The sequence below is a fragment of the Streptomyces sp. NPDC001868 genome (assembly GCF_040297125.1).
Lineage (GTDB): Bacteria > Actinomycetota > Actinomycetes > Streptomycetales > Streptomycetaceae > Streptomyces.
In genome coordinates this window covers 22553-44318 of sequence record NZ_JBEOYO010000006.1, presented here as the reverse complement: position 1 = coordinate 44318, position 21766 = coordinate 22553, and the positions used below count along the sequence as shown (strand labels likewise).

17 protein-coding genes are annotated in these 21766 nt (G+C 71.3%); 10 read left to right on the top strand and 7 right to left on the bottom strand.

Annotation, left to right across the window (positions count from 1 at the left end):
* The first annotated feature begins 5 nt into the window (after positions 1-5).
* From ABT147_RS09395 to ABT147_RS09385, 3 genes are all read left to right on the top strand, one after another.
* Positions 6-1607 carry a sugar ABC transporter ATP-binding protein gene (locus ABT147_RS09395; RefSeq protein ID WP_351403675.1) on the top strand — a complete coding sequence of 534 codons (1602 nt, stop codon included), beginning with the start codon at positions 6-8 and terminating at the stop codon, positions 1605-1607.
* Complete coding sequence (locus ABT147_RS09390; RefSeq protein ID WP_351403674.1) at positions 1604-2707, top strand: ABC transporter permease; 1104 nt, start codon at positions 1604-1606, stop codon at positions 2705-2707. Before ABT147_RS09395 ends, ABT147_RS09390 begins: the two co-directional genes overlap by 4 nt.
* Before the next feature lie 70 nt (positions 2708-2777).
* Positions 2778-3944 (top strand): substrate-binding domain-containing protein, encoded by a 1167-nt coding sequence (locus ABT147_RS09385; protein WP_351403673.1) that lies wholly within the window; start codon positions 2778-2780, stop codon positions 3942-3944.
* A 41-nt stretch (positions 3945-3985) separates the two neighbouring features.
* Here the strand turns inward: ABT147_RS09385 and ABT147_RS09380 are convergent, their stop codons facing one another.
* Positions 3986-5239, bottom strand: a complete 1254-nt coding sequence (locus ABT147_RS09380; protein WP_351403672.1) for a PP2C family protein-serine/threonine phosphatase — start codon at positions 5237-5239, stop codon at positions 3986-3988.
* A 287-nt stretch (positions 5240-5526) separates the two neighbouring features.
* Positions 5527-7023 (bottom strand): FAD-binding protein, encoded by a 1497-nt coding sequence (locus ABT147_RS09375; RefSeq protein WP_351403671.1) that lies wholly within the window; start codon positions 7021-7023, stop codon positions 5527-5529.
* Positions 7024-7535: 512 nt separating this feature from the next.
* Here ABT147_RS09375 and ABT147_RS09370 point away from each other — a divergent pair.
* From ABT147_RS09370 to ABT147_RS09345, 6 genes are all read left to right on the top strand, one after another.
* Positions 7536-8747, top strand: a complete 1212-nt coding sequence (locus ABT147_RS09370) for a sensor histidine kinase (RefSeq protein WP_351403670.1) — start codon at positions 7536-7538, stop codon at positions 8745-8747.
* On the top strand, positions 8744-9145 hold the full coding sequence (locus tag ABT147_RS09365) for a roadblock/LC7 domain-containing protein (protein WP_351403669.1): 402 nt from the start codon (positions 8744-8746) through the stop codon (positions 9143-9145). The genes ABT147_RS09370 and ABT147_RS09365 overlap by 4 nt, the downstream gene beginning before the upstream one ends.
* Positions 9142-9519 (top strand): DUF742 domain-containing protein, encoded by a 378-nt coding sequence (locus ABT147_RS09360; protein ID WP_351403668.1) that lies wholly within the window; start codon positions 9142-9144, stop codon positions 9517-9519. Before ABT147_RS09365 ends, ABT147_RS09360 begins: the two co-directional genes overlap by 4 nt.
* Entirely contained in the window at positions 9494-10087 is a 594-nt protein-coding gene (locus ABT147_RS09355) for a GTP-binding protein (RefSeq protein ID WP_351403667.1), read from the top strand. Before ABT147_RS09360 ends, ABT147_RS09355 begins: the two co-directional genes overlap by 26 nt.
* Positions 10088-10100: 13 nt before the next feature.
* Positions 10101-11441 carry a cytochrome P450 gene (locus ABT147_RS09350; protein WP_351403665.1) on the top strand — a complete coding sequence of 447 codons (1341 nt, stop codon included), beginning with the start codon at positions 10101-10103 and terminating at the stop codon, positions 11439-11441.
* 355 nt (positions 11442-11796) lie between these two features.
* Entirely contained in the window at positions 11797-14382 is a 2586-nt protein-coding gene (locus ABT147_RS09345; protein ID WP_351403664.1) for a tryptophanase, read from the top strand.
* A gap of 173 nt (positions 14383-14555) precedes the next feature.
* Here ABT147_RS09345 and ABT147_RS09340 read toward each other — a convergent pair whose 3' ends face one another.
* The 3 genes from ABT147_RS09340 to ABT147_RS09330 all read right to left on the bottom strand — a co-directional run bounded on the left by ABT147_RS09340 (position 14556) and on the right by ABT147_RS09330 (position 18240).
* On the bottom strand, positions 14556-16412 hold the full coding sequence (locus ABT147_RS09340; RefSeq protein ID WP_351403663.1) for a serine/threonine-protein kinase: 1857 nt from the start codon (positions 16410-16412) through the stop codon (positions 14556-14558).
* A gap of 310 nt (positions 16413-16722) precedes the next feature.
* Positions 16723-17145, bottom strand: a complete 423-nt coding sequence (locus ABT147_RS09335) for a hypothetical protein (protein ID WP_351403662.1) — start codon at positions 17143-17145, stop codon at positions 16723-16725.
* A 153-nt stretch (positions 17146-17298) separates the two neighbouring features.
* Positions 17299-18240 carry a hypothetical protein gene (locus ABT147_RS09330; protein WP_351403661.1) on the bottom strand — a complete coding sequence of 314 codons (942 nt, stop codon included), beginning with the start codon at positions 18238-18240 and terminating at the stop codon, positions 17299-17301.
* A 204-nt stretch (positions 18241-18444) separates the two neighbouring features.
* Between ABT147_RS09330 and ABT147_RS09325 the strand changes: the two genes are divergently transcribed.
* Complete coding sequence (locus ABT147_RS09325) at positions 18445-19389, top strand: M23 family metallopeptidase (RefSeq protein WP_351403660.1); 945 nt, start codon at positions 18445-18447, stop codon at positions 19387-19389.
* Between the two features lie 4 nt (positions 19390-19393).
* Here ABT147_RS09325 and ABT147_RS09320 read toward each other — a convergent pair whose 3' ends face one another.
* Complete coding sequence (locus ABT147_RS09320) at positions 19394-20851, bottom strand: serine/threonine-protein kinase (RefSeq protein WP_351403659.1); 1458 nt, start codon at positions 20849-20851, stop codon at positions 19394-19396.
* Entirely contained in the window at positions 20839-21654 is an 816-nt protein-coding gene (locus tag ABT147_RS09315; RefSeq protein WP_351403658.1) for a serine/threonine protein kinase, read from the bottom strand. The genes ABT147_RS09320 and ABT147_RS09315 overlap by 13 nt, the downstream gene beginning before the upstream one ends.
* Positions 21655-21766: the final 112 nt, after the last annotated feature.

The window sequence follows — 21766 nt, the reverse complement described above, 5'->3', positions numbered from 1 at the left end:
TGTCCGTGCACGACGCTCACGACACCTCTGCGCAGCCGGCCCCGCCCAGCGGGCCGGAACCGCTGGTCCGTGTCCGCGGCCTCACCAAACGATTCGGCGGCACCCTCGCCCTGGCCGGGGTCGACCTCGACGTCCACGCGGGCAGCGTGCTCGCGCTCCTCGGCCCCAACGGAGCCGGGAAGTCCACCCTCATCAAGATCCTCGCCGGGGTCCATCACGCGGACTCGGGCCGGATCACCGTGAAAGGGCACCCGCTCGGCAGCCACGCCGTCGCCCACCACATGTCGTTCATCCACCAGGACCTCGGCCTCGTGGAGTGGATGACCGTCGCCGAGAACATCGCCCTGAGCACCGGGTACGCGCGCCGCGCCGGACTGATCTCCTGGCGGCGCACCCGGGACCGCTGCGCCGAGGCCCTGGGGCTCGTCGGCGGCCATCTCGACCCCGACGCGCCGATCGCCCGCCTCGCCCCCGCCGAACGGTCCCTGGTCGCCATCGCCCGCGCCCTGGCCACCCGCGCGCAGCTCATCGTCCTCGACGAACCGACCGCCCGGCTCCCCGCCGCGGACTGCGCCCGGCTCTTCCGCGTCCTGCACACCCTGCGCGACCGGGGCCACGGCATCCTCTACGTCAGCCACCGCCTCGACGAGGTGTACGAGGTCGCCGACACCTTCGCCGTCCTGCGCGACGGCCGTCTCGTCAGCCACGGCTCGACGGCGGGCCACAGCCCCGTCCGTCTGGTGCGCGACATCACCGGCGAGGAACCGGCCGGCCCCCGCCCCGCCCCGACACCGGCCGGCCACCGCCCTGCCACGGGATCGGCCGGCCACCGCCCCGCCGTGGGACCGGCCGGCGGCCCGGCGGTCCTGGTCCTCGACGGCGTACGGACCTCCGGCGCGGGACCGGTCGACCTGGAGCTGCGGGCCGGGGAGGCCCTCGGTCTGGTCGGTCTCTCCGGCGCCGGGCACATGGACCTCGGCCGGGCCCTCGCCGGTGCCCGGCCCCTCCTCGGCGGCCGGGTCCTCCTCGACGGCGCCCCGTACCGCCCCCGTACGGTCGCTGAGGCCGTCGGACGCGGGGTCGCCTTCGTCCCCGGCGACCGGCAGCGGGAGGGCTGCCTCGCCGAACTGACCGTGCGCGAGAACCTGTTGGCCAACCCCCGCGCCGGAGACGGGCCGGCACCGCGCTGGATCCGCCCCCGCAGGGAACGCGCCGAGGCGGCCGCCCTGATCCAACGGTTCTCGGTGCTCCCGCCGGACAGTGAGGCCACCATCGCCACCCTGTCCGGCGGGAACCAGCAGAAGGTCATGATCGGGCGCTGGCTCCGGACCGGTCTGCGGCTGCTGATCCTGGAGGAGCCGACGGCGAGCGTGGACATCGGTGCCAAGGCGGCCGTCCACCGCCTGCTCGACGAGGCGCTGGCCAAGGGCCTCGCGGTCCTTCTCCTCTCCACCGACTTCGAGGAGGTCGCGGGGGTGTGCGGGCGCGCCCTGGTCTTCGTCCGGGGAGCCGTGACGGCCGAGCTGAGCGGTCCGGCCCTCACGGTCGCGGGGCTGACCCGGGCGGCCTCGGCCATGCCCCCCGCCGGAACCACGACGCACCCGTGACCGCCCCGCCCCCGCCGTCCGCGCCGCGCCGCCCGCGCACCCCGGACCGGCCCGGCCACCACGGTGTCTCCGCCGGGCACTTCATCGGCGCCTACGGCCTCCTCGCCCTCACCGCCCTGCTCGTCCTGATCTTCTCCCTGACCCTGCCGCGCACCTTCCCCACCCTGGACACCCTCGACTCGATCCTCTCCACCCAGTCGATCCCGGCCGTCCTCGCGCTCGCCGCCATGGTCCCCATCGTGGCCGGCGCGTTCGACCTCTCCATCGGCTACGGCCTCGGCCTGGCGCACGTCATGGTGCTGTACCTCGTCGTCGAGGCGGAGTGGCCCTGGCCGCTCGCCTGTCTCGCGGTGATCGTCGGCGGGCTGGTCGTGGGCGTCCTCAACGGCGTCATCGTCGAGTTCGGCCGTATCGACTCCTTCATCGCCACCCTCGGCACCGGCAGCATGATGTTCGCCGTGACCGGCTGGATCACCGACGGCGGCCGGATCGTCCCCGGCCCGGGGGGTCTCCCGCCCGCCTTCACCGACCTCTACACCTCCACGTTCCTCGGCCTCCCGGTCCCCGCCTTCTACGTGCTGGTGCTCGCGGTCGCCCTCTGGCTGGTGCTGGAGCGACTGCCGATCGGCCGCTGTCTGTACGTCGTCGGGTCGAACCCGCGCGCCGCCGACCTCGTCGGTATCCCGGTCCGCAAGTACACCGTCTGCGCCTTCGCCGCGTCCGGGCTGATCGTCGGCTTCGCCGGGGTGCTGCTCGCCGCCCAGCAGCAGATCGGCAACCCGAGCGTCGGCCTCGACTATCTGCTGCCCGCCTTCGTCGGGGCCCTCCTCGGCTCAACCGCGATCAAGCCCGGCCGCCCCAACGCCCCGGGCACCCTCGTCGCCGTCGCCGTCCTCGCCGTCGGCCTCACCGGCATCGCCCAGATGGGCGCCGAGTTCTGGACGGTGCCCCTGTTCCACGGCGGCACCCTGCTCCTCGCCGTCGGCCTGGCCGGATACGCCGCCCGCCGCCGGGTGCACACCGGCGTCTTCGCGGCCCGCGACGCGCCCGACGGGACCTCGGAGCCACCGCCCGCCCCGCCACCGGGCGGTACCCCATGACCCCGGCCCCGCACCCCGCCCCCGGAGTCCCGGCCGCGTTCTCCCGCTCGTCCCTCCGCGAGGAGTCTCCGTGCACCACACACGCAAGCCTCACTCCGGCGCACGCAGGGCCCGGTACGCGGCGACCGCCCTGCTGACCCTGACCACCGCGCTGCTCGCCGGCTGCGAACGCGGATCGTCGAGTGACGCGGAGGGCACCGCCACGGGCACGAGCGGCTGCCCCGAGGCCCAGGCCGAGGCCCGGTCCGCCGTCAGCCGGGCGGAGCGGACCGACATCCCCTGGAACGGCCCCACCACCGGACCCAGGGCCGTGACCGGCAGAACCCTCGTCTACGTCGCCCAGACCATGACCAACCCCGGAGTCGCGGGCGCCGCCGAGGGCGTCCGGGAGGCCGCGCGGGTCATCGGCTGGAACGTCCGGGTGATCGACGGCGGCGGCGCCCCCGCCGGCATCCAGGCGGCGATGAGCGAGGCCGTGACCCTGCGGCCCTCGGGCATCGTGATCGGCGGCTTCGACCCCAACGCGACCTCGCAGCAGAACGCGCGCGCCCAGCGGGCGGGCATCCCCCTCGTCGGCTGGCACGCGGTCGCCGCCCCCGGCCCCAGCCGACGCCCCGCGCTCTTCACCAACGTCACCACCCGGGTCGAGCAGGTGGCCAGGATCAGCGCGCAGTGGGTCATCTCCACCTCCGACGGCGACGCCGGAGTGGTGATCTTCACCGATGCCTCGATCCCCTTCGCCAAGAACAAGTCCGACCTGATCAGAGAGGAACTCGCCACCTGCGCGGGCGTGGACCTCCTGTCGTACGAGAACATCCCGATCTCCGACGCGAGCAGCCGCACACCCCGCGAGGTCTCCTCGCTCCTCTCCCGGTTCCAGGACCGCTGGACCCACTCGGTCGCCATCAACGACCTGTACTTCGCCGACGCCGCGCCCGCCTTCCGCGCGGCCGGCAAGGACGGCTCGGGCCCGCCCTTCAACATCGGCGCCGGGGACGGCGACCCCTCCGCCTTCCAGCGCGTCAACAGCGACCAGTACCAGGCTGCCACCGTCCCCGAGCCGCTCTCCCTGCAGGGCTGGCAGATCGTCGACGAGTTCAACCGCGCCTTCTCCGACCGCCCGGCCAGCGGCTATGTGGCGCCCGTCCACGTCAGTACGGCCGACAACAGCGACGGCGCCACCAGCTGGGACCCGACGGGCTACCGGGAGGGGTACCGGAAGATCTGGGGCAGATGAGCGGGACGCCGGGCGCGGGTCGGATCAGGCCGCCGCACCGGTCACAGGCGCAGGACGATCAGCGCGGTGTCGTCGGTGTTGCCGGAGGCGGGCAGGAGATCGGCGAGGAGGGCGTCGGCCAGGGTCTCGGGGTCGTGCTTCCGGTGTCGGGCCAGGGAACCGGCGAGGCGCTCCAGACCGGTGTCGATGCCTTCGGTACGGCGTTCGATCAGCCCGTCCGTGTACAGGACCAGGGTGGAGTCGTCGACGAACGGCGTACGGGCCTGGGGGCGGGCGGCATGGACGGGGCGGGCGGCGAGCGGAGGGTCGGTGGCGCCATCGAGGAAGGTGACCGTGCCGTCGGGGTGCACCAGGGCGGGCGGCGGGTGGCCCGCGCAGCTGTAGGTGATGGTGTGGCCGGCCCAGTCGATGAAGGTCGTCACGACGGTGGTCGACTCGGCGCCGTCCACGGAGCGGGCGTAGAGGTCGAGCGCCTCCAGGGCCTCGGCCGGACCGTCGGCGACCCGGGTGGCCCCGCTCAGGGCGCTGCGCAGCTGCCCCATGGCGCAGGCGGCGGCCAGACCGTGGCCCACGACGTCGCCCACGGCCACCGCGAGGCCCTCGCCGGGCAGGCCGACCAGGTCGTACCAGTCGCCGCACACGTTCAGGGCGCCGATGGCCGGCCGGTACCGCACCGCCACGTCGTGCGGCCCGGTCGGGCCGGGCGGGGGCAGCATCGCCGCCTGCAGGGCGAGGGCCACCTCGCGTTCGTGGGCGTGCGCGGTGCGCAGCCGTTCGTTGACCTCCTGCAGTTCCCGGGCGCGGGTGTACAGCTCGGCCTCCAGGACCCGGGCCCGGCTGTCGCCCTGCGGGCCGCCCCCGGTGTCCCCGCCCGGACCGCCCCGGGCACGGATGAGTTCGGTGACCTCCTCCACCCGGTGGACGATCAGGGCGACCTTCCCGTCCGGGCCGAGGACGGGTGCGTTGACCGGGCTCCAGTAGTGCTCCTGCCACAGGCCGGGGCGCTGCGGGTCCTCGATGTCGTAGCGGATCAGCGCCATCGTGTCGCGCTCACCGGTGGCCACCGCGCGCAGCATCGACGCCTCGGTCTCCCGCATACCGGCCGCGGCCGGTTCGTTCGGGTTCTCGGGGAAGACGTCGAAGATGTACCGGCCCAGCAGCTGTTCGCGGGTGCGCCCGGCCAGCCGCAGGAAGTCGTCGTTGGCGTCGGCGTACACCAGATCGGGCGTGAGCAGCGCCACCATGCCGGGCAGAGCCCGGAAGACCTCCGCATAGTCGATATGCGGTTCCCTCATGTCCAGCCTGCCTTGGCGCCGAGCGTCGGTGTGCCGTTCCACGATATGCGTGTTGCGGCCGCCGGACCCGGCAGATTCCCAGCATCGGTGCCCCGGCTTCTCCCGGCCCACCACGCCGGACGCCCCGCGCTCCTCCGCGCCCACCTGAGATCGGCCGCCTTCCGGGCCCCCTCCCGGCCGTGCGCACCGGCCCGGAGGCGGGGACCGAAAGAGTGAAGCCCGCGAAGCGGTACGGGCCGCCGGGGTGGGTCCAGGGCGAGTTCCCCCGCCGCCCTGGACCCGGTGGGTCAGAAGATGCCGGGGCCCGGGGTCAGGATGCCCTTGGGGTCGTACTCGTTCTTCCAGGCGCTGAACCGCGCCCACATCGAGCCGTAGTGCGCCTGCCAGTCGGCCTTGGTGAAGGCGCACGCGCCGTGCGGGTAGCGGAAGCCGCCGACGGCGGCGGCGTCCTGGTAGAAGCGGTAGTTGCGGTCCATCATCCGTGACGTGAAGTCGGGATCGGGGCCGGACTCAGCCGCGTCGGTCAGCACGCTGACCAGCCAGACCCAGGGTCCGCCCGCGTCGCTGGGGAGCCGCAGCAGGGGGCGGCCGTAGCTCGAACGCAGCATCGGGAAGATCAGCCCGAAGCCGGTCGGGCCCAGGTCCTCGGGGGTCAGCGAGGAGAACACCGACTCGACGTACTCCTCGACGGCGTCGTCCGGCAGGAACAGGTCCGACCATGGCTTGATCTTCGCGTCCCAGTCCAGGTTCGCCGCGAAGGAGTCGTACATGGTGGTGACCAGGGAGATGTAGTCGAGATAGGGCGAGTCCTGGAAGGCCGCCGAGCCCGCGGCGGGGCTGAGCCCGCGCAGCAGGTGGGCGGTGTCGGGGACCTCGCCCGGGTTGTGGAAGACGGTGGCCCACAGGGTCAGGGGCTGTGCGGTGCCCGGCTGGGGGATGCTGCCGAGCGAGTCGAACTCGCCGCGGTTCGCCAGGATGCGGATGTCCCGGAAGAACGTCGGTATGTCCGTGTACCCGATCCGGTAGGTGCGGGCCAGCTGCTTGGCCGGCACCAGGTCGACGGTCGCGCGCGTGATCACGCCGCACTGTCCGAGTCCGCCGAGCGCGGCTTCGAACAGGTCGCTGTTCTGGGTGGCGGAGCACCACTTCATCCGGCCGTCGCCGGTGACCACCTGGAGCTGCCGGGCGTGGTCGACCTGTGCGCCCGCCCGGTAGGCCGACATCATTCCGATGCCGCCCATGGACAGGGTTCCGCCGACGGTCGTCCTGGTGTAGCTGGTGATCGACGCCGGGGTGAGACCCTGCTGGTACGCGGCCTCGATCAGGTCCTTCCAGAGCACGCCGGCGTCGACGTCGGCGCCGTCCGGGCCGATCGAGTGGATCGTGTTCCGTGACCGCATCTCGATGACCAGGCCACCGCTCACGAGCGGTTGGCCGAACATCGCGTGGTGCGCGCCGGCCGCTGCGACCTCGATGTCGTGGTCGGCGCAGAAGCCGACCATCTTTCTGATGTCCTGGACCGAACCGGGCCGGAGCACCGCGCAGGGTCTCTGGAACACGATGTTGCCCTGGTCGTGGGAGTTCGCCGCGAGGGCCGCCGCGTCGAAGACGAGGGTGCCGTCGAGGGACGGTGCCGTGGCGAAGGAGGGGCTGCCCGCCGCCGCGGCCTCGGTCACCCACTGGCGGGCGACGAGGTCGAAGCCGGCCACGAGCGCGATGGTCCCGGCGCCGAACCGGGACAGGAACTGACGTCTGTCGACGCGACCTTGTTCGTTGTGTGCCATGTCAGCCTCCGTGGTGTCGACGCGGCGGATCGTCGGCACGCCGCCGCGGATGTGTCGTCCTGTCCGGAGCGGTTTCGGCCGGGCGAGTGGTGCGGGCCGACGACGACCGCAGCGATCTCCCCCTGAAGTTCCGCTTACCGCCCATCATGACTTCCGAGGGGCTCTCCGCGAGGGGCCGAGGCGCCAACTGTGGCCGGATCCATGGCCGGTGGGCCGGTAGGTGGCGCCGTACACGGGATACCTGTCGGTCGGTAGATACCGGCTCCGCCGGGGCTCCCGCGCACGGCGTTCCGGTTCGCCTCAACTGTCGGAAGGAACGCCCCTGTTGACGCCTCGTCAACAGCTTGAGTGATGATACGATCACCGCACTTACCGAACGGACGGATAGGTGCAAAACGAGCATCTCTCGTCTTTGGTGAATTCCTCGTGACAACCCTGGAATGGCTGACCTTCGGTATGTGTGAATTGACAGGAATTCAGTAGCTGGCTATCGGCCGCCTGAAGAAGGTCTCATGACGCAATACATACAAAATCCGGCGCTCTGGGCACTCCTTGTCGTAACCCTTGTCGCCGTCGCCTTCATCGTTCGTCAGCGACGGGCGGCGCGGAAATTACGGCAGGAGATCGCAGGGCTCAGAAACCACTACGGTGAGTTGGAGAGCCAATACTCGGAGTCCGTCCGCTCGGCCCAGCAGGAAGCCGAGGGGGAGACCAGGACCGCCCTGAAGTCCGCGATGCGGACGCTGCAGGGTCTCGCCGCCGAGCAGCAGCGCATCATTTCCGGGCTGCAGCGCAAGTACGGTGATTCCGTCATGCTCCAGGACCTCCTGGAGATCGACCACATGAACGCGCAGTTCGGCCGGCGTGCCCAGTCCATCGCCGTCCTGTGCGAGGGCTGGCTCGGCCGGCACCGTGACGTGGCCTCGGTCTACGACGTGGTCCGCAGCGCCCAGGGCAGGATCCGCCACTTCCAGCGGGCACACATCCTGTCGAAGGTCGACTTCGGTCTGACCAGCCGGGCCGTCGAACCGGTGGCGCTGGCTCTCGCGGAGCTGCTGGACAACGCGACCAGCTACTCCAGCCCGGACACCGTGGTCGAGATCAACGTCCGTTCCGTGCCCAAGGGCGTCTGCATCATCGTCGACGACGCCGGTGTCGGGATGAACGAGGAGGAGAAGGCCAGGGCCGAGAAGCTGCTCACGAGCGAGCGGGCCACGGGTGTCTCGGGGCTCGGCAACCCTCCGCAGTTCGGCTTCGCGGTCATCGGTGTGCTCTGCGAGCGGTTCGGCTTCACGGTGTCGGTGGACTCCACCTCCCCCTACGGAGGTGTGCGGGCGGTCGTGCTGCTGCCCGACGAACTGCTCACCAGCATGCCGGAGCCGAAGCAGCAGCCGACGGTGTCGGTGGACACGGTCGCGCCGCGGCAGGAGCCGTCGACCTTCGAGACGGCTCCCTCGGTGCACGAGAGCGCCCCCGAGCCGGCGCTGCCCCTGGCCACGACCGAGGACGGTCTGCCCAAGCGGCGGCGCAAGCGGCCGATGGCCCTGGTCTCGACCGGTCCGTCCGCCTCCTCGGCTCCGCCGAAGCGCCGCAGCGAGGACACGGCAGCGATCATGGCCGCCTTCAAGCAGGGCACGGACGCCGGCCGCGCCACACATCCCGAGTCGGGGGAGCGGCCGGGCGGTACCCGTGACGCAAGCAGCGAAGGGCACGAGATCCAATGAACAACGATCTTTCTTGGATGCTTGACAGCGCCTTGGAGATCCCCGGAGCTCTCCACGCGGTTCTGGTCTCCTCCGACGGGCTGTTGAGGGCCCGTTCGAAGGGAGTGGGCAAGGACGACGCGGACAAGGCCGCCGCCGCGATGAGCGGTATGCAGTCGCTCAGCCGGTCGCTGGCGTTCTTCTGCTCCCGGTCGGATCTGCGGTGGCAGCAGACCCTGGTCGAGTTCGACGGCGGCTGGATCTTCCTCATCTCGGCCGGTGACGGTGCCTACCTCGCCGTGTCGGCGTCCTCCGACGTCGACATGGCGGACATCACCTTCCGGATGCAGCAGCTCGTGGGCCAGTTGGGCAAGGTCATGACGGCTCCGCCCCGGGAGAGCAGCGTGGTAGGGCCATGACCGATTCCGACAAGCAGGAGCTCGAGGCCGCCGAATTAGTGCGGCCGTACGTCATCACCGGCGGCCGCAGTCTGCCGGGGGAGAGCCAGTTCTCCCTGATCACGCTGGTCACCGCGGTGGCCGACCAGCAGCAGCGGCCTGCCCGCCTCTCGCCCGAGGAACAGAACCTGCTGCGGATGTGTGTCGGCGGTTATCTCTCCGTCGCCGAGATCGCGGGGCACATCCAACTGCCGGTGGGCGTGGTGAAGATCCTGCTGGCCGCGCTCTCCGAGGCCGGCTATCTGGTCACCCGCCCGCCGGAGACGCGTGCTCCCGTCGCCAACCTGAAGATTCTCGAGGAGGTGCTCAATGGTCTCCAGTCCAAGTTTGGATGAGCGGGCGTACGTCCCCGGCGGAGAGACGCAGACCGCCGTGAAGATCCTGGTCGTCGGGCACTTCGCGGTGGGCAAGACCACGTTCATCGGGTCGATCTCCGAGATCTCGCCGCTCTCCACCGAGGAGACGATGACCCAGGCGAGCGTGGCGGTCGACGACCTCAAGGGCGTCCAGGGCAAGACCACCACCACGGTCGCCATGGACTTCGGTCGTCTCACCGTCAGCGACCGCGTCGTGCTGTACCTCTTCGGCACTCCCGGCCAGCAGCGCTTCGTGCAGATGTGGGAGGACATGGCCCGCGGCGCCCTCGGGGCGCTGGTGCTGGTCGACCCCGAGCGGCTCGCCGACTCGTTCGCCGTGATCGACCTGATCGAGCAGTACGGACTCGACTACGCGATCGCGATCAACCATTTCGACGGTACGTCCATACACGACGCAAGGGCACTGCGCGAAGCGCTGGATCTCCTCGACGACACCCCCATCGTCACCTGCGACGCGCGGGACGAACGGTCGTCGGCCGAGGCACTGATCACGCTCGTCCGCTACTTGATGGACCGCGCCCGTTAGGAGCAGAGCAGACATGACCCCCGACCCCTCCCTTCCCGCACCACCGCCCGGCTGCCCGGCCCACGACAGCGGACTGCGGGTTCCGCTGTACGGTCCAGAGTTCGCGGCCGACCCCCAGGCGTACTACGCGCACATGCGGCACTACGGGCCGACCGCTCCGGTCGAGATCGCGCCCGGTGTGGACGCGACCCTCGTCACCGAGCACGCGACCGCCCTGAAACTCCTCCAGGACTCCGGCAGCTTCCGCAAGGACGCCCGCCGTTGGCGAGACGTCGCCGAGGGCAAGGTCGGTCCGGACAGCCCGGTCGTCCCGATGCTGGGATACCGCCCCAACGCCATGTTCACCGATGGCGCCGAACACGCGCGGCTGCGCCAGGCCATCACCGACAGCCTCGCCAAGGTCGACTCCCGCCGGCTCAGCGACATGACCAAGCGGGCCTCCGACTACCTCATCGCCCAGGTCGCCGCCCGCGGTTCGGTCGACCTGATGAACGACTACGTCAAGCAGCTGCCGCTGCTCGTGTTCAACGAGCTTTTCGGCTGCCCGGCGGACATCGGCGACCGGGTCGTCTTCGGCATCTCCGGCGTCTTCGAGGGCGTCAACGCCGAGAAGGCGAACGAGGTGCTGGGACAGGCCGTGTTCGAACTGGTCGCGCTCAAGCGGGCCAGGCCCTCCGACGACGTCACCTCGTACCTGATGCGCCACGAGGCACGGCTGACCGACGAGGAACTGGTCCACCAGCTGATCCTGCTGCTGGGCGCGGGCGCCGAACCGCTGCGCAACCTCATCGGCAACACCCTGCACCGGCTGCTCCTGCACGACCGGTACGCCGACGGCGGCCTGATCGAGGAGGCCATCGACGACACGCTGTGGGACAACCCGCCCATGGCGAACTACGCGCCGCACTACCCCGCGGCCGACATGGAGTTCGGCGGGACCAAGCTGCGGGCGGGCGACCTCGTCCTCGTCAGCATGACGGCCGCGAACACCGACCCGGTGCTGTCCGCCGCACGTCGGGCCGGCGGCGGACGGGCCCACCTGTCCTGGAGCGCGGGCCCGCACGCCTGCCCCTCCAAGGAACTCGCGCGGCTCGTCACCATGGTGGCCATCGAGAACCTGCTCAACCGGCTGCACGACATCGAGATCGCGGTGCCCGAGGACAGCCTGACCTGGCGTCCCGGCCCCTTCCACCGCGCGCTGGCCGCGCTCCCGTGCCGCTTCACCCCGCAGGCCGTACAGCGGCCGAACCCGCCCCGTACGACGGAGACGTCCGCACGTGGCGAGAACCCATCGGCGGGACGGAAGACGGAGCGAGGTGTGTGGGGCTCCTTCCTCTCCTGGTTGAAGGGGTGACGCACGCAACAGCCTGTAACAGAACGCACTGCATGAGTATTCAACCAAAGGGGTAGTAACGCGGCGGCATTCGTGGTGACCAACGAACAAAGGGAGGTGTCGTGGACCACATATCCACCGGCGCCGCTTCTGCTCGACAACCGAACATTTCCCGCCGCTCCCGACGACACGCCGCGTTACGGCACGTACAGGCCACGAGGGGCGAGACCCGCCACCAGTCGCCGCGAGACGAGATACCCGCCCAGGTCGGCGGGTATCTTTCTGTGTCCTCTCACGCCCCCGGCACGCACGGGGTGAAGGCCCCGCTCCCGGGCCCGGCCCGGGCCCCGCACTCCGAGCAGCGGCGGGAGCACCGGTGAGCGCCATCGGGTCCGGCGCCGGGGACACCCGGCGGGACCGGACGCTCGGCGGGCTCGTGACGGGCCAACTGCTGCGGTTGTGCCAGGTGTCGGGGCTCGGGCGAGCCGACGCCGAGACCTACGCGCAGGTACTGACCGACTCGCTGGGAGCGGCGGCCGATCGGCCTCTGGAGCTGCCGCCCCCGTCCCGGAGTTTCCTGTCCGACGACTCCACACCGGTGGAGTTCTCGCTCTCCTTCACCCCGGACGCGCCGCCGTCGGTGCGGGTGCTGCTGGATCCGGGATGCGCTGCCGACGGCCTCAGGGAGAACGGCCGTACCGGACTGCGCGTCGTCCGGTCGATGGCGCGGCGCTGGGGCTTCGCCACCGATCAACTCGACGCCCTGGAGGACCTGTTCTTACCCCCCGACCCTCAGGGCCCGCTGGCGCTGTGGATCGCCCTGGAACTGCGCCCCGGCGGGGTCCCCAAGGTCAAGGTGTATCTGAACCCGTCGGCGTCCGGTGCGACCAGGGCCGTCGGGACGCTACGGGAAGCACTGGACCGGCTGGGCCACCGGCACGCCTTCGACGCGTTGCCGCCGGCCGACGGCTACCCGTTCTTCGCACTCGACCTGGGCGACTGGGCGGCGCCCCGGGTGAAGATCTACGCCACCCACAAGGAGTTGCCGGTGGCGGCCGGCGGCGGTCTGTGCCGGATGGAGTCCGGCCCCGACCGTGAGACGTCGGAGGAGTTCCTCCGCACCGTGGGCGGATTCGACGACGCGGTGGGACAACGTCCGTCCCCGGAGGCCAGGTTCGACCGGCGACCCGTCCTCACCTGCCATTCCTTCACCCGGACGACCGGCGGCCCCACCGGCTTCACCCTCCATGTCCCGGTCCGCGACTACGCCCGGGACGACGGGGAGGCGCTCCGGCGGGCCGGGACCGTCCTCGGCCGCCACGGACTGGACGCCGGCGCGCTCGACCGGTCACTGGCCGCCGTCACCCCACGGCGACCGCGGGACGGTGCCGGACTCATCGCGTACGTGGCGCTGGCCCACGAGCGGAACCGGCCGCCCCGGGTGACCACGTACATCTCCTCGGAGGCCTACGAGGTACGGCCGCCGAACATCGTTCCGACCGGCCCGGCGACACCGGCGTCCGGACGGCAAGAGCCCACTCGCCTGTACATCCACGGCGAAGCGACCCGCAGCACCTCGAAAGCAAGGATCAGCATGGAGCCCTACCGCATCAAAGTCGTCGAGCCCATCGCGCTCACCACTCGCGAACAGCGCGTGGCGGCGCTGGAGCGGGTGCACTACAACCTCTTCGACCTGCGCGCCGAGGAGGTGACCATCGACCTGCTCAGCGACTCGGGCACCGGCGCCATCTCCGCCGCCCAGCTCGCGGCGGGCATGGAGGGCGACGAGTCCTACGCGGGCTCGCGGTCCTTCTACCGGTTCCACGAGACCGTGACCGAGCTGACCGGCTACAAGTACATCCTGCCCGCCCACCAGGGGCGTGCCGCCGAACGCATCCTCTTCACCACACTCCTCGAACCCGGCGGCATCGTCCTCGCCAACACCCACTTCGACACCACACGGGCGAACGTGGAACTTTCTGGATGTCAGGCGCATGACATCCCGTGCGCCGAGGCCCGGGATCTCGACAGCGAACTGCCCTTCAAGGGCAACATCGACCTGGACAGACTCCGCACCACCCTCGAAGGTCCGGACGGCTCCCGCGTCCGCGTGGTGATCATGACGATCACCAACAACGGGGGCGGCGGCCAGCCGGTCTCCATGGAGAACCTGAAGCAGACCGCCGAGATCTGCCGCCGGCACGGCGTCCCGATGATCCTGGACGCCGCCAGGTTCGCCGAGAACGCCTGGCTGGTGACCCGTCACGAGGAGGCGTACCGCGGCCGTACCCCGCGCCAGGTCGCGGAAGAAGCGTTCCGTCTGGCCGACGGCTGTGTGATGAGCGCCAAGAAGGACGGCATCGTCCACATCGGCGGCTTCATCGGGCTCAACGACCCCGAACTCGCCGAGAAGTGCGAACGGCTCCTCATCGCCACCGAGGGTTTCGCCACGTACGGCGGTCTCGCGGGCCGCGACCTCGACATGATGGCCACCGGCCTGCTGGAGGTCACCGAACCCGCGTACCTCGCCGAACGGGCCGCCGTCGCCTCCCACCTCGCCGACCGCGTCCGCTCGGCGGGCGTCGACATCCTCGAACCCCCGGGCCTGCACGCCCTCTACCTCAACGCGGGCCGGCTGCTCCCGCACATACCGCCCCACCACTATCCGGGCCACGCCCTCGCCTGCCGCCTCTACCTCGAAGGCGGCATCCGCTCGGCCGAACTCGGTTCCCTCTACCTCGGTGAGGAGGACGAGGACGGCAACCCCGTCAAGAGCGCGCCGTACGAACTCGTCCGGCTGGCGCTCCCGCGCCGGGTCTACACGCGCAGCCACTACGACCACGTCGGCCGGACCCTGGAAGGGATCGCCAAGAACGCGGAATCCGTCCACGGCTACCGCATCGTGGAACAGTCCCCGATCCTGCGCCACTTCCGCGCCAAGCTGCAGCCGGTGACCGGCTGAGACCGCCCCGTTGAGCCGACCTGAGCACCCGCTCGCGCTGTCCGGCGGGGCCGGCCGGCTCGCGCTCGACCTCGCCGCCCTGACGAAGGGCTTCACCCTCCGTCAGGGCGGCGAGCCGTGTCGTGCGCGCCGCGGCCGGGGCGGCGCAGGCACGGTGAACACGGCCCGAGGGATCAGTCCTCCGCGGGCATCACGCGGGTCACCTTGCCGTCGGTGTCGGCCTCCAGGTAGCCGGAGCGGCTGTACTCGTCGCTCAGGTAGACGGCGATTCCGGCGGGGGTGTCGAAGATGTCGTTGGGCTGTCGCACCAGCAGGTACCGGTTCTCGGGATCGTCGACGTTGAGCTTCTTCTCCGCCTCCTCGAGAAGCGCGGGGACCTTGTCCCAGTCGAAGTCGTCGAGACTGACGGGCTGTTCGCCGCCGGCGAGCGTGCCCTTGATGATGCCCTTCTCGACGCCTTGACCGGGGCGGTAGCTGTAGGTGTCGTACTTGCTGTCACTGCCCTCGACCATGAGCTGGGCCGACACGTAGTCCGGGTAGACCGAGAAGTCTCCGAACCTGTCCCGGCCGGTCTCCTTCTCGAACGCCTTGATCGCGGTGCGGATGCCGTCCGGAGTCAGCAGGTCGCCGGTCTTCGAGGTCTCGGAGGTCTCCGGGGTTTCCGAGGTCTCCTCGTCCGCCGGTTGCCCGGTCGCCGGGGCGGCATCGGCCGGTGAGACGGTCGACTTCGGGGACGTCGAGGTCGAGGCGGAGGTGGTGGGGGAGTCGCTCGCGTCCGAGCCCTGAGAGTCGTTCCCCAGGGGCAGCAGCCACCACAGCAGGACCAGGACAGCGGCGAGCGAGACCCCCGACACGCTCAGCAGGGCGGCCCGGCGCGGTGCGCGTGGGCGAACCGTGCCCACGGGTGCGGTCGTCCGCTGGTACGGAGCCTGCCCCGGGGGCGCTGTGACGGGCGGCGGCCCGAACCCCTTGACCGGGAAGGTGGTCGACGGGCCGGGAGCGCCCGCGCCGACGCCGGTCCCGGTGGCAGGAAGCGGCGGCGCCGGAACACCGGACGGTCCGAACGTCGTCGGCGAGGTGAAGCCGCCCGGATGCGGGGGCGCCGGGTGGGCAGCGGTAGCGGGCGACGGCGGAACCAGCGGATACGAGGTGGGCGCGTCCCATCCCGCCGGAGTGGCCGCCGGCCCCGACTCGATCTCGGCAAGTCGCCGGTCCAGTACGGCTGCCGACGGCCGTGCCGACGGGTCCCGCACGAGCACGCTCATCAGGACGTCGCCCAGGGCACCGGCGCGTACCGGAGGCGAGACGTCGTCGTTGAGGACCGCGGCGAGGGTGGCCAGCGTGGTGCCCCGGCGCAGCGGGTGGTGGCCCTCCACCGCCGTGTACAGCATCATCGCCAGCGACCACAGGTCGGACGCGGCTCCGCCCTCGTGTCCCGATATGCGCTCCGGTGCCATGAAGTCGGGCGTGCCGATGACGGAGCCGGTGGCGGTGAGGCCGGTCGTCTCACGGATCGCGGCGATACCGAAGTCGGTGAGGACGGGACGCCCGTCGGGGCGCAGCAGGACGTTGGCGGGCTTGACGTCCCGGTGCTGGATCCCGGCGTCGTGCGCGGCGGTCAGCGCGGCCAGCACCTGCCGGCCGATCCCCGCCGCCTCGGCCGGCGGCATCGGGCCCTCGGCCAGCCGGTCGGCCAGCGAGCCCCCGCTGACCAGTTCCATCACGATCCACGGGAACGTGCCGTCGCCGCCGTCGACTATGTGGTGGATGGTGACGACGTTCGGATGGTCGATGCGGGCCAGGGCCCTGGCCTCGCGCAGCACCCGTTCACGCAGCATTCGCGCGCCGTCGGGGTCGTACTCGGCGAGGTCCCGGTCGGGCGGGCGGACCTCCTTGACGGCCACGAGCCTGTGCAGCACCAGGTCCCTGGCCCGCCAGACCGTCCCCATCCCGCCACCGCCGAGGCGGGTCTCCAACTCGAAGCGCCCATCGACGACTCGTCTACCGGGGCCTCTGTCGTCCTCGTTCATGGGCGGGAGCATAGTTCCCGCCACCGACAGCTTTCACCGCCCGGTGGACGGTCCGGACCGGTCGGGTCGGCCGGGGCGGCGGCGCCCAGTGTCCGGTCGAAGAACGGGCCAGCTCAGCGCGCTGAGGCGGGGCGTACCGCCGGACAGGGGCGTGCGCTCGGGCGTGCGCCGTGAGCGCTGGAGGCATGGACCCGATGGCCTCGTCAAGAGTGTTCCCGGCACAGCTTCCGGAACGAGCGCGGGGGCCACGAGGCGTACCGGCCGCGGCCGGTACGCCCCACTCGTGTGACCCGCTACGGGCCGGGTGCGATCAGGTGTTGTTTCCGCAGGACCAGACCCACTTGTGGGAGGCCGCGTTGTCGTGGACGGCCTTGCCCTGACCGTCGTTGTAGAGGCCGGTCCAGTTGAAGGTGTGGCTGTTGTTGCGCAGGTTCCATTCGTGGCCCTGCCCGAGACAGGCGTAGGCGCTGCGGTAGTTCTCGTTGTAGTAGATGTTCACCTGCGCCGGGGAGCCGCTGGTGCCCCGGTTCCCGACCCAGTCGAGCTTGTTCTGGATCGTGCTCGGCCAGTCGGTGCTGTTGCCCTGGTTGCGGTAGGTCAGCCCGTTGTCGTCGGCGTAGGCGCAGAACTCGCCGGTGTTGCAGCCTCCGTCGGCCTGGGCGATGCCGGGCGCGGCCAGGATCGCCGTGGCGGCCATGGCCGCTCCGGCCAGCACGGTACGCAGCTTGCTCATGATCTCGTCAGTCCTTCGGTCGTGTCGGTCATCGATGTGTCGGTCACTGGTTGACGTGCCGGATCTCCTTCGCGGCCCCGGTGGACCCGGTGTTCCGGTGTCCTGGTTCGTTCCGCGGTCCCGGGGTCCGCCTGGTGGTGCTGTCACGCGGTGTCAGTTCCGGCCGACCACACCGCGAGCCTTGGGCAGGGCGTCCGACTGCATGCGCCGCGCCGTGTCGTACGCCGTGCGGTACTCGCCGTACAGGACGTCCGCGTAGTGCCGGTCCAGGCGCTTCGCCGTGGCCGAGAGCCCGGTCGTACGGCCGCACTCGGCCTCGTCCACCGCGGTCCTGACGTCCTTCGCCTGAGCCCCCCGGCCGGTGTCCCGCAGACGGATGTCGCGCAGCGCCGGGGGATTGTCGGCCACATGGCCGCGTCGCTTCATGCAGTCCCGCCACTTGGCGAGCGCGGCGCGGAACGCGGGGTCCCCGGCGACCCGGCCGACCCGCATCCCGGGCAGACCGTTCACCACCTGGATCGAGCGGTACCAGGCGCGCACATCCCCGTAGAGGCCGCGCCATGAGTCCGCGACACAGCCCTTCTCGCTGTGGCTGAGTGTGCCGCCCATGGGAGGCGTCACCTTGAGCCGGTCGCCGCCCTCGCTCGGCCCGTAGAGAGCGTCGCCGTAGGCCTCGTAGCGCGCCTTCGGAAGCGAGTCGAGGTACCGCTTCCCCTCGCTGTTCTTCCAGCCGCGTTCGAGACGCCGCTCGATGTCCCGGCCGTACCCGTGCCGCGCCGCCCACGCCTCGTCGTCGATCCCGTAGGGGAACTCGCGGTAGTCCGGTGCCGGCAGCCGGGGGACGGGCCAGTAGCGGAAACCCCTGTCGGCCATGCAGTCCCGGATCAGCGACTGTTCCGCGCGGTGCAGGAGGTCCAGCTCCGCCGTCGTCGGCTTGCGGGGCGGATCCTGGCCCGGCCCGGCCGCCGCGTCCGCGTTCCCCCCGCGTGGCTGGGCGGCCGAGTCGCCGCCGCCGATCGCCACGACGGCCGCGGCCAGGAGCCCCGCGCACAGCGCGGCGGCGAGCAGCCACCGCAGTCCCACCCCTAGACGCACGAGCGCTCCCTCCCCTTGTGGTGCCTGTCTCTTGATGCCTGTCCCCGTGGTGCCTGTGCGGTCCGTGAACCGACGGTTCGGAAGCTAGCCGTGAGGCGGCGGGGGAGGACATCCGGAACATGCGGGAGTACCTTTCCCCGCCGGATCGGGCACCGTGACGACGCGACAGCCATGTAAATCGGTGACAGGGAGGGGTGGGGGTACATGCGGCTCCGACGAGGGAGAGGTCCGGGCCGGGCGGCCGCGGTGCTGGCCGTGCTGGTGGCGGTCCTGACGGCTTGGGTGGCCACGGTACCGGCGGCTTCCGCCGCGCCGGGTGCCGCGCGCTCGGCACCCGCGGCTCCGGCCGCCCGACCCGACTTCAGACTGCCCTTCGCCTGCGGCCAGACCTGGCAGCTGCAGACGTACCTCGGCCACGCGCCCGACGACAAGAAGCTCGACATGTACCGCGTCGGCGGGACCACCCTCGGCTCCCTGGTGGCCGCCTCCGCGGCCGGCACGGTCACCGAGACCTTCGAGCCCGGCGGCCTGGAGATCAACCACGGCAACGGCTGGTTCACGGTCTATCTGCACATGGACCGCATCGACGTACGCCTCGGGCAGCAGGTCGCCTCCGGGGCCACGCTCGGGCGGCTGGGCCTGAAGGGCACGAGCTCGGCGCATCTGCACTACGAGCAGCTCTACGACACCAACGGGGACAACAACGGCGAGAACGACGAGATCGTCCACCCGGTGATCCAGGGGACGGAGTACCGGCTCTCACCGGGCGACAGCTTCCCCAAGGTGACCAGCACCAACGCCTGTGGCGGAGGCGGCGAGCCCACGAAGTACTGGGTGGACACCTTCGCCGACGCGACCGGCTACGCCGCCGTCGACTGCGTCGGCGACAGCAGGCCGCAGTGCGTGCCCCAGGGCAAGCTGTACAAGGGCACGAACTACGTCCTGTGCAAGAAGTGGGGCGACAAGGTGGAGGTGGGCAGCTCGTTCAACCACTACTGGCTGCTGACCGATCTCGACGAGGTGGCGCCCGGTGGGAAGGGCCGTGCCTATGTGTCGGCGTACTACCTCCAGCGCTGGGGGAACGACGAGGCGAAGGACAACGACGGCCGCGTGATCCGTGACTGCGGAGCCCACGAAGTTCCCGCGTGACCTCTCAGGAACACTCGGGCAGCTCCGGCTGGTCCTTCGTACGCACGGCGGGCAGCCAGGCCGTCCTGCTCGGTGCCCCGTCCGGGAGGCGGACCCGGAACCACCGGGCGGAGCCCGCGCCGAACTCGTCGGTCACCGGCGTCCCTTGAGGCAGGTGACAGTCGACGGAGAGTACGTCGTCGTGCCACACCCGGGTCACCACCACGTTCTCCACGGTGTACGGGCGTGAGGGGTCGATGGCCAGGCCGAGGCTGCACGCCGGAAGGCGGTCCTCGGCCCGGTCACGGCACAGCTTCACGACGTTGTACACGGTGACGCGGCCCGCCGGCCCGGCGCCGTCCCCCTCCTCCTGCTCGTCCTCTCCGGCGTACGTCCAGCCGGCGGCGGCCACCCCGAACAACGCGGCGGCGACCACGACGGCGCCGAGCAGCGTCTTCCGCCGTCCGCCGGACTTCGGGGCGGCCGGTGCCGCTGTGCTGTTCGGCGTGGCCGCCGCCGTCCGCATCCGGGCGAGCAGGCTGTCGGCGGTGTGGACGGCGCGCTCGGCGTGCGTCGGGGCCAGGCAGTCGGCGGCCAGCTCACGCCAGAAAGGGGGGACGGCGTTGTCCAGCCGCAGCGACGCGCGCCCCTCGGCGTACTCCTGCACCGCCGCCCCGCGCGCCATCGGTGTGGCCCCGGGGAACGGTGACGTACCGCCGGCGAACATCTGGTGGATCATGACGCCGAGGGCCCAGATGTCGTTGCCCGGCCGCACCTGTACGCCGCGCTCGCCCAGCGGGGCTCTCCAGCGCTCGGGCGGCAGATAGTCGAGGGTGCCCAAGGGCGGCATATAGCCGTGGGTGCCGTGGGTGCCGTCCAGCTCCGCGGCGAGACCGAAGTCGGAGAGCCTGACGGAACCGTCGGCCATGATCAGTACGTTGTCGGGCTTGAGGTCGCCGTGCACCCAGTTGATGCCGTGCAGATGGGCCAGCCCCTCACAGATCTCGGTGAGGAGCCGCACCTTCTCGTGTTCCGTCGGTCCCGGCCCGTCCTGTTCGAGGAACTGGCGCAGGCTGTGCGCGGCCCGTTCCATGATCAGCACGACGGATCCGTCGAGAACGGGGTCGCCGGGTTCGCTGAGCACGACCGAGTCGAGCATCCGGATCAGCCGTGGATGGCGGGCCCGGCGCCCGAACTCGGTCTCCCGCCGGGCGGTCTCCATGAGGGCGCGCGCCTGACGTGGGGCCAGCCCGGCGGTGGGCAGGAACTTGAGCGCGACGACCTCGTCCCGGCCGGCCCCGTCCCCGTACTCGTCCCCGTCCCCGTACTCGTCCCCGGCTCCCGGTCGCCCGTCCCTCGGGACCGCGCGCCGTCCCTCGTAGACGGTTCCCCAGCCTCCGCTCGCGATGCGTTCGCCGACCTCCCAGTCCCCGACCCGGTAGCCGGGCGGGAACTTCTCCAAGCGCGCGCTCACTTGGCGCACACCTTCGCCCCCGCCCCTCCCGCCGCACGCGGAGGCAGCAGGGCGAGGTGCTCCTCGTGGACCAGTCCGAAGCGGAGCGCGAGCCCGACGATCGCCTCGCGTTTGCCGTTGCGGCGGGCACCCTGTCCCGCCGGGTCCGCGGCGGCCGGGGCGCCCAACCGAAGTTTCTCCTCGGCGAGGTAGTCGATGTGGGAGCTGACGGCGCGAGCGGTGAGCCCGCCGTACTCCGGACAGCTCCTGAGCCGTTCGACGACCTGGGGCGTGGTCGGCACGGCGACCGCCGACTCGTCGCGCAGCCGCGGTTCGCAGAGCGCGACCAGGACCAGGAAGTACGTGGCGGTCTCGTCCAGGGAGTAGGCGGTGAGGGTCTGCGTCCCCCACCGGCCGCCCGCGTGGTGCGCACGGTCCGGATCGAGGTACACGTGATCCGGCGCGAACACCTGGAAGCTCGCCGTCGACCCCCGGGCCGGCAGGACGACCCGGGCGAACTCGAAGGGAATGGGCGCCCCCGCCCGGCGCGGCGGGACGCGCAGGTATTCCCCGGCGCCTTCCGGGTTCTCCACCAAGTAGCTGTGTGTGGCGCTGAAGTTGCTCAGCTGCCAGTGGTCCTCGGTCACCCGTATCTCGCCCGCCAGCCGGGAGACGGCCGGATCACCGAGCCGTAACTCCACCGGGGCGTCGGCCGAACCGCGCCCGAAGCGGGCCACATCGCCGGGCCCCAGCCGCAGGGTCACCGGCCCCGCACCGTGACCGCTCGCGTGCCCCTCCCCGTCCTGCGGAAGATGGATCACTACTCCGCTCATCGCCTTGCCCCCACTTCTTGCCGGCTCCGCCCGTCGGCGCCGTCCACGGTGAACACCGAGCCGTCCCCCAGGAGTTCACTCCCGTTTCCGCTCTCCCCCTGCATGCCGCTGA

What these genes read in the sequence shown, in the direction of transcription:
- ABT147_RS09325 (WP_351403660.1), top strand. Translation starts at nt 18,445, where the DNA reads ATGCGGCTCCGACGAGGGAGAGGTCCGGGCCGGGCGGCCGCGGTGCTG.
- ABT147_RS09315 (WP_351403658.1), bottom strand. Translation starts at nt 21,654, where the DNA reads ATGAGCGGAGTAGTGATCCATCTTCCGCAGGACGGGGAGGGGCACGCG.
- ABT147_RS09350 (WP_351403665.1), top strand. Translation starts at nt 10,101, where the DNA reads ATGACCCCCGACCCCTCCCTTCCCGCACCACCGCCCGGCTGCCCGGCC.
- ABT147_RS09370 (WP_351403670.1), top strand. Translation starts at nt 7,536, where the DNA reads ATGACGCAATACATACAAAATCCGGCGCTCTGGGCACTCCTTGTCGTA.
- ABT147_RS09360 (WP_351403668.1), top strand. Translation starts at nt 9,142, where the DNA reads ATGACCGATTCCGACAAGCAGGAGCTCGAGGCCGCCGAATTAGTGCGG.
- ABT147_RS09380 (WP_351403672.1), bottom strand. Translation starts at nt 5,239, where the DNA reads ATGAGGGAACCGCATATCGACTATGCGGAGGTCTTCCGGGCTCTGCCC.
- ABT147_RS09335 (WP_351403662.1), bottom strand. Translation starts at nt 17,145, where the DNA reads ATGAGCAAGCTGCGTACCGTGCTGGCCGGAGCGGCCATGGCCGCCACG.
- ABT147_RS09340 (WP_351403663.1), bottom strand. Translation starts at nt 16,412, where the DNA reads ATGAACGAGGACGACAGAGGCCCCGGTAGACGAGTCGTCGATGGGCGC.
- ABT147_RS09375 (WP_351403671.1), bottom strand. Translation starts at nt 7,023, where the DNA reads ATGGCACACAACGAACAAGGTCGCGTCGACAGACGTCAGTTCCTGTCC.
- ABT147_RS09355 (WP_351403667.1), top strand. Translation starts at nt 9,494, where the DNA reads ATGGTCTCCAGTCCAAGTTTGGATGAGCGGGCGTACGTCCCCGGCGGA.
- ABT147_RS09365 (WP_351403669.1), top strand. Translation starts at nt 8,744, where the DNA reads ATGAACAACGATCTTTCTTGGATGCTTGACAGCGCCTTGGAGATCCCC.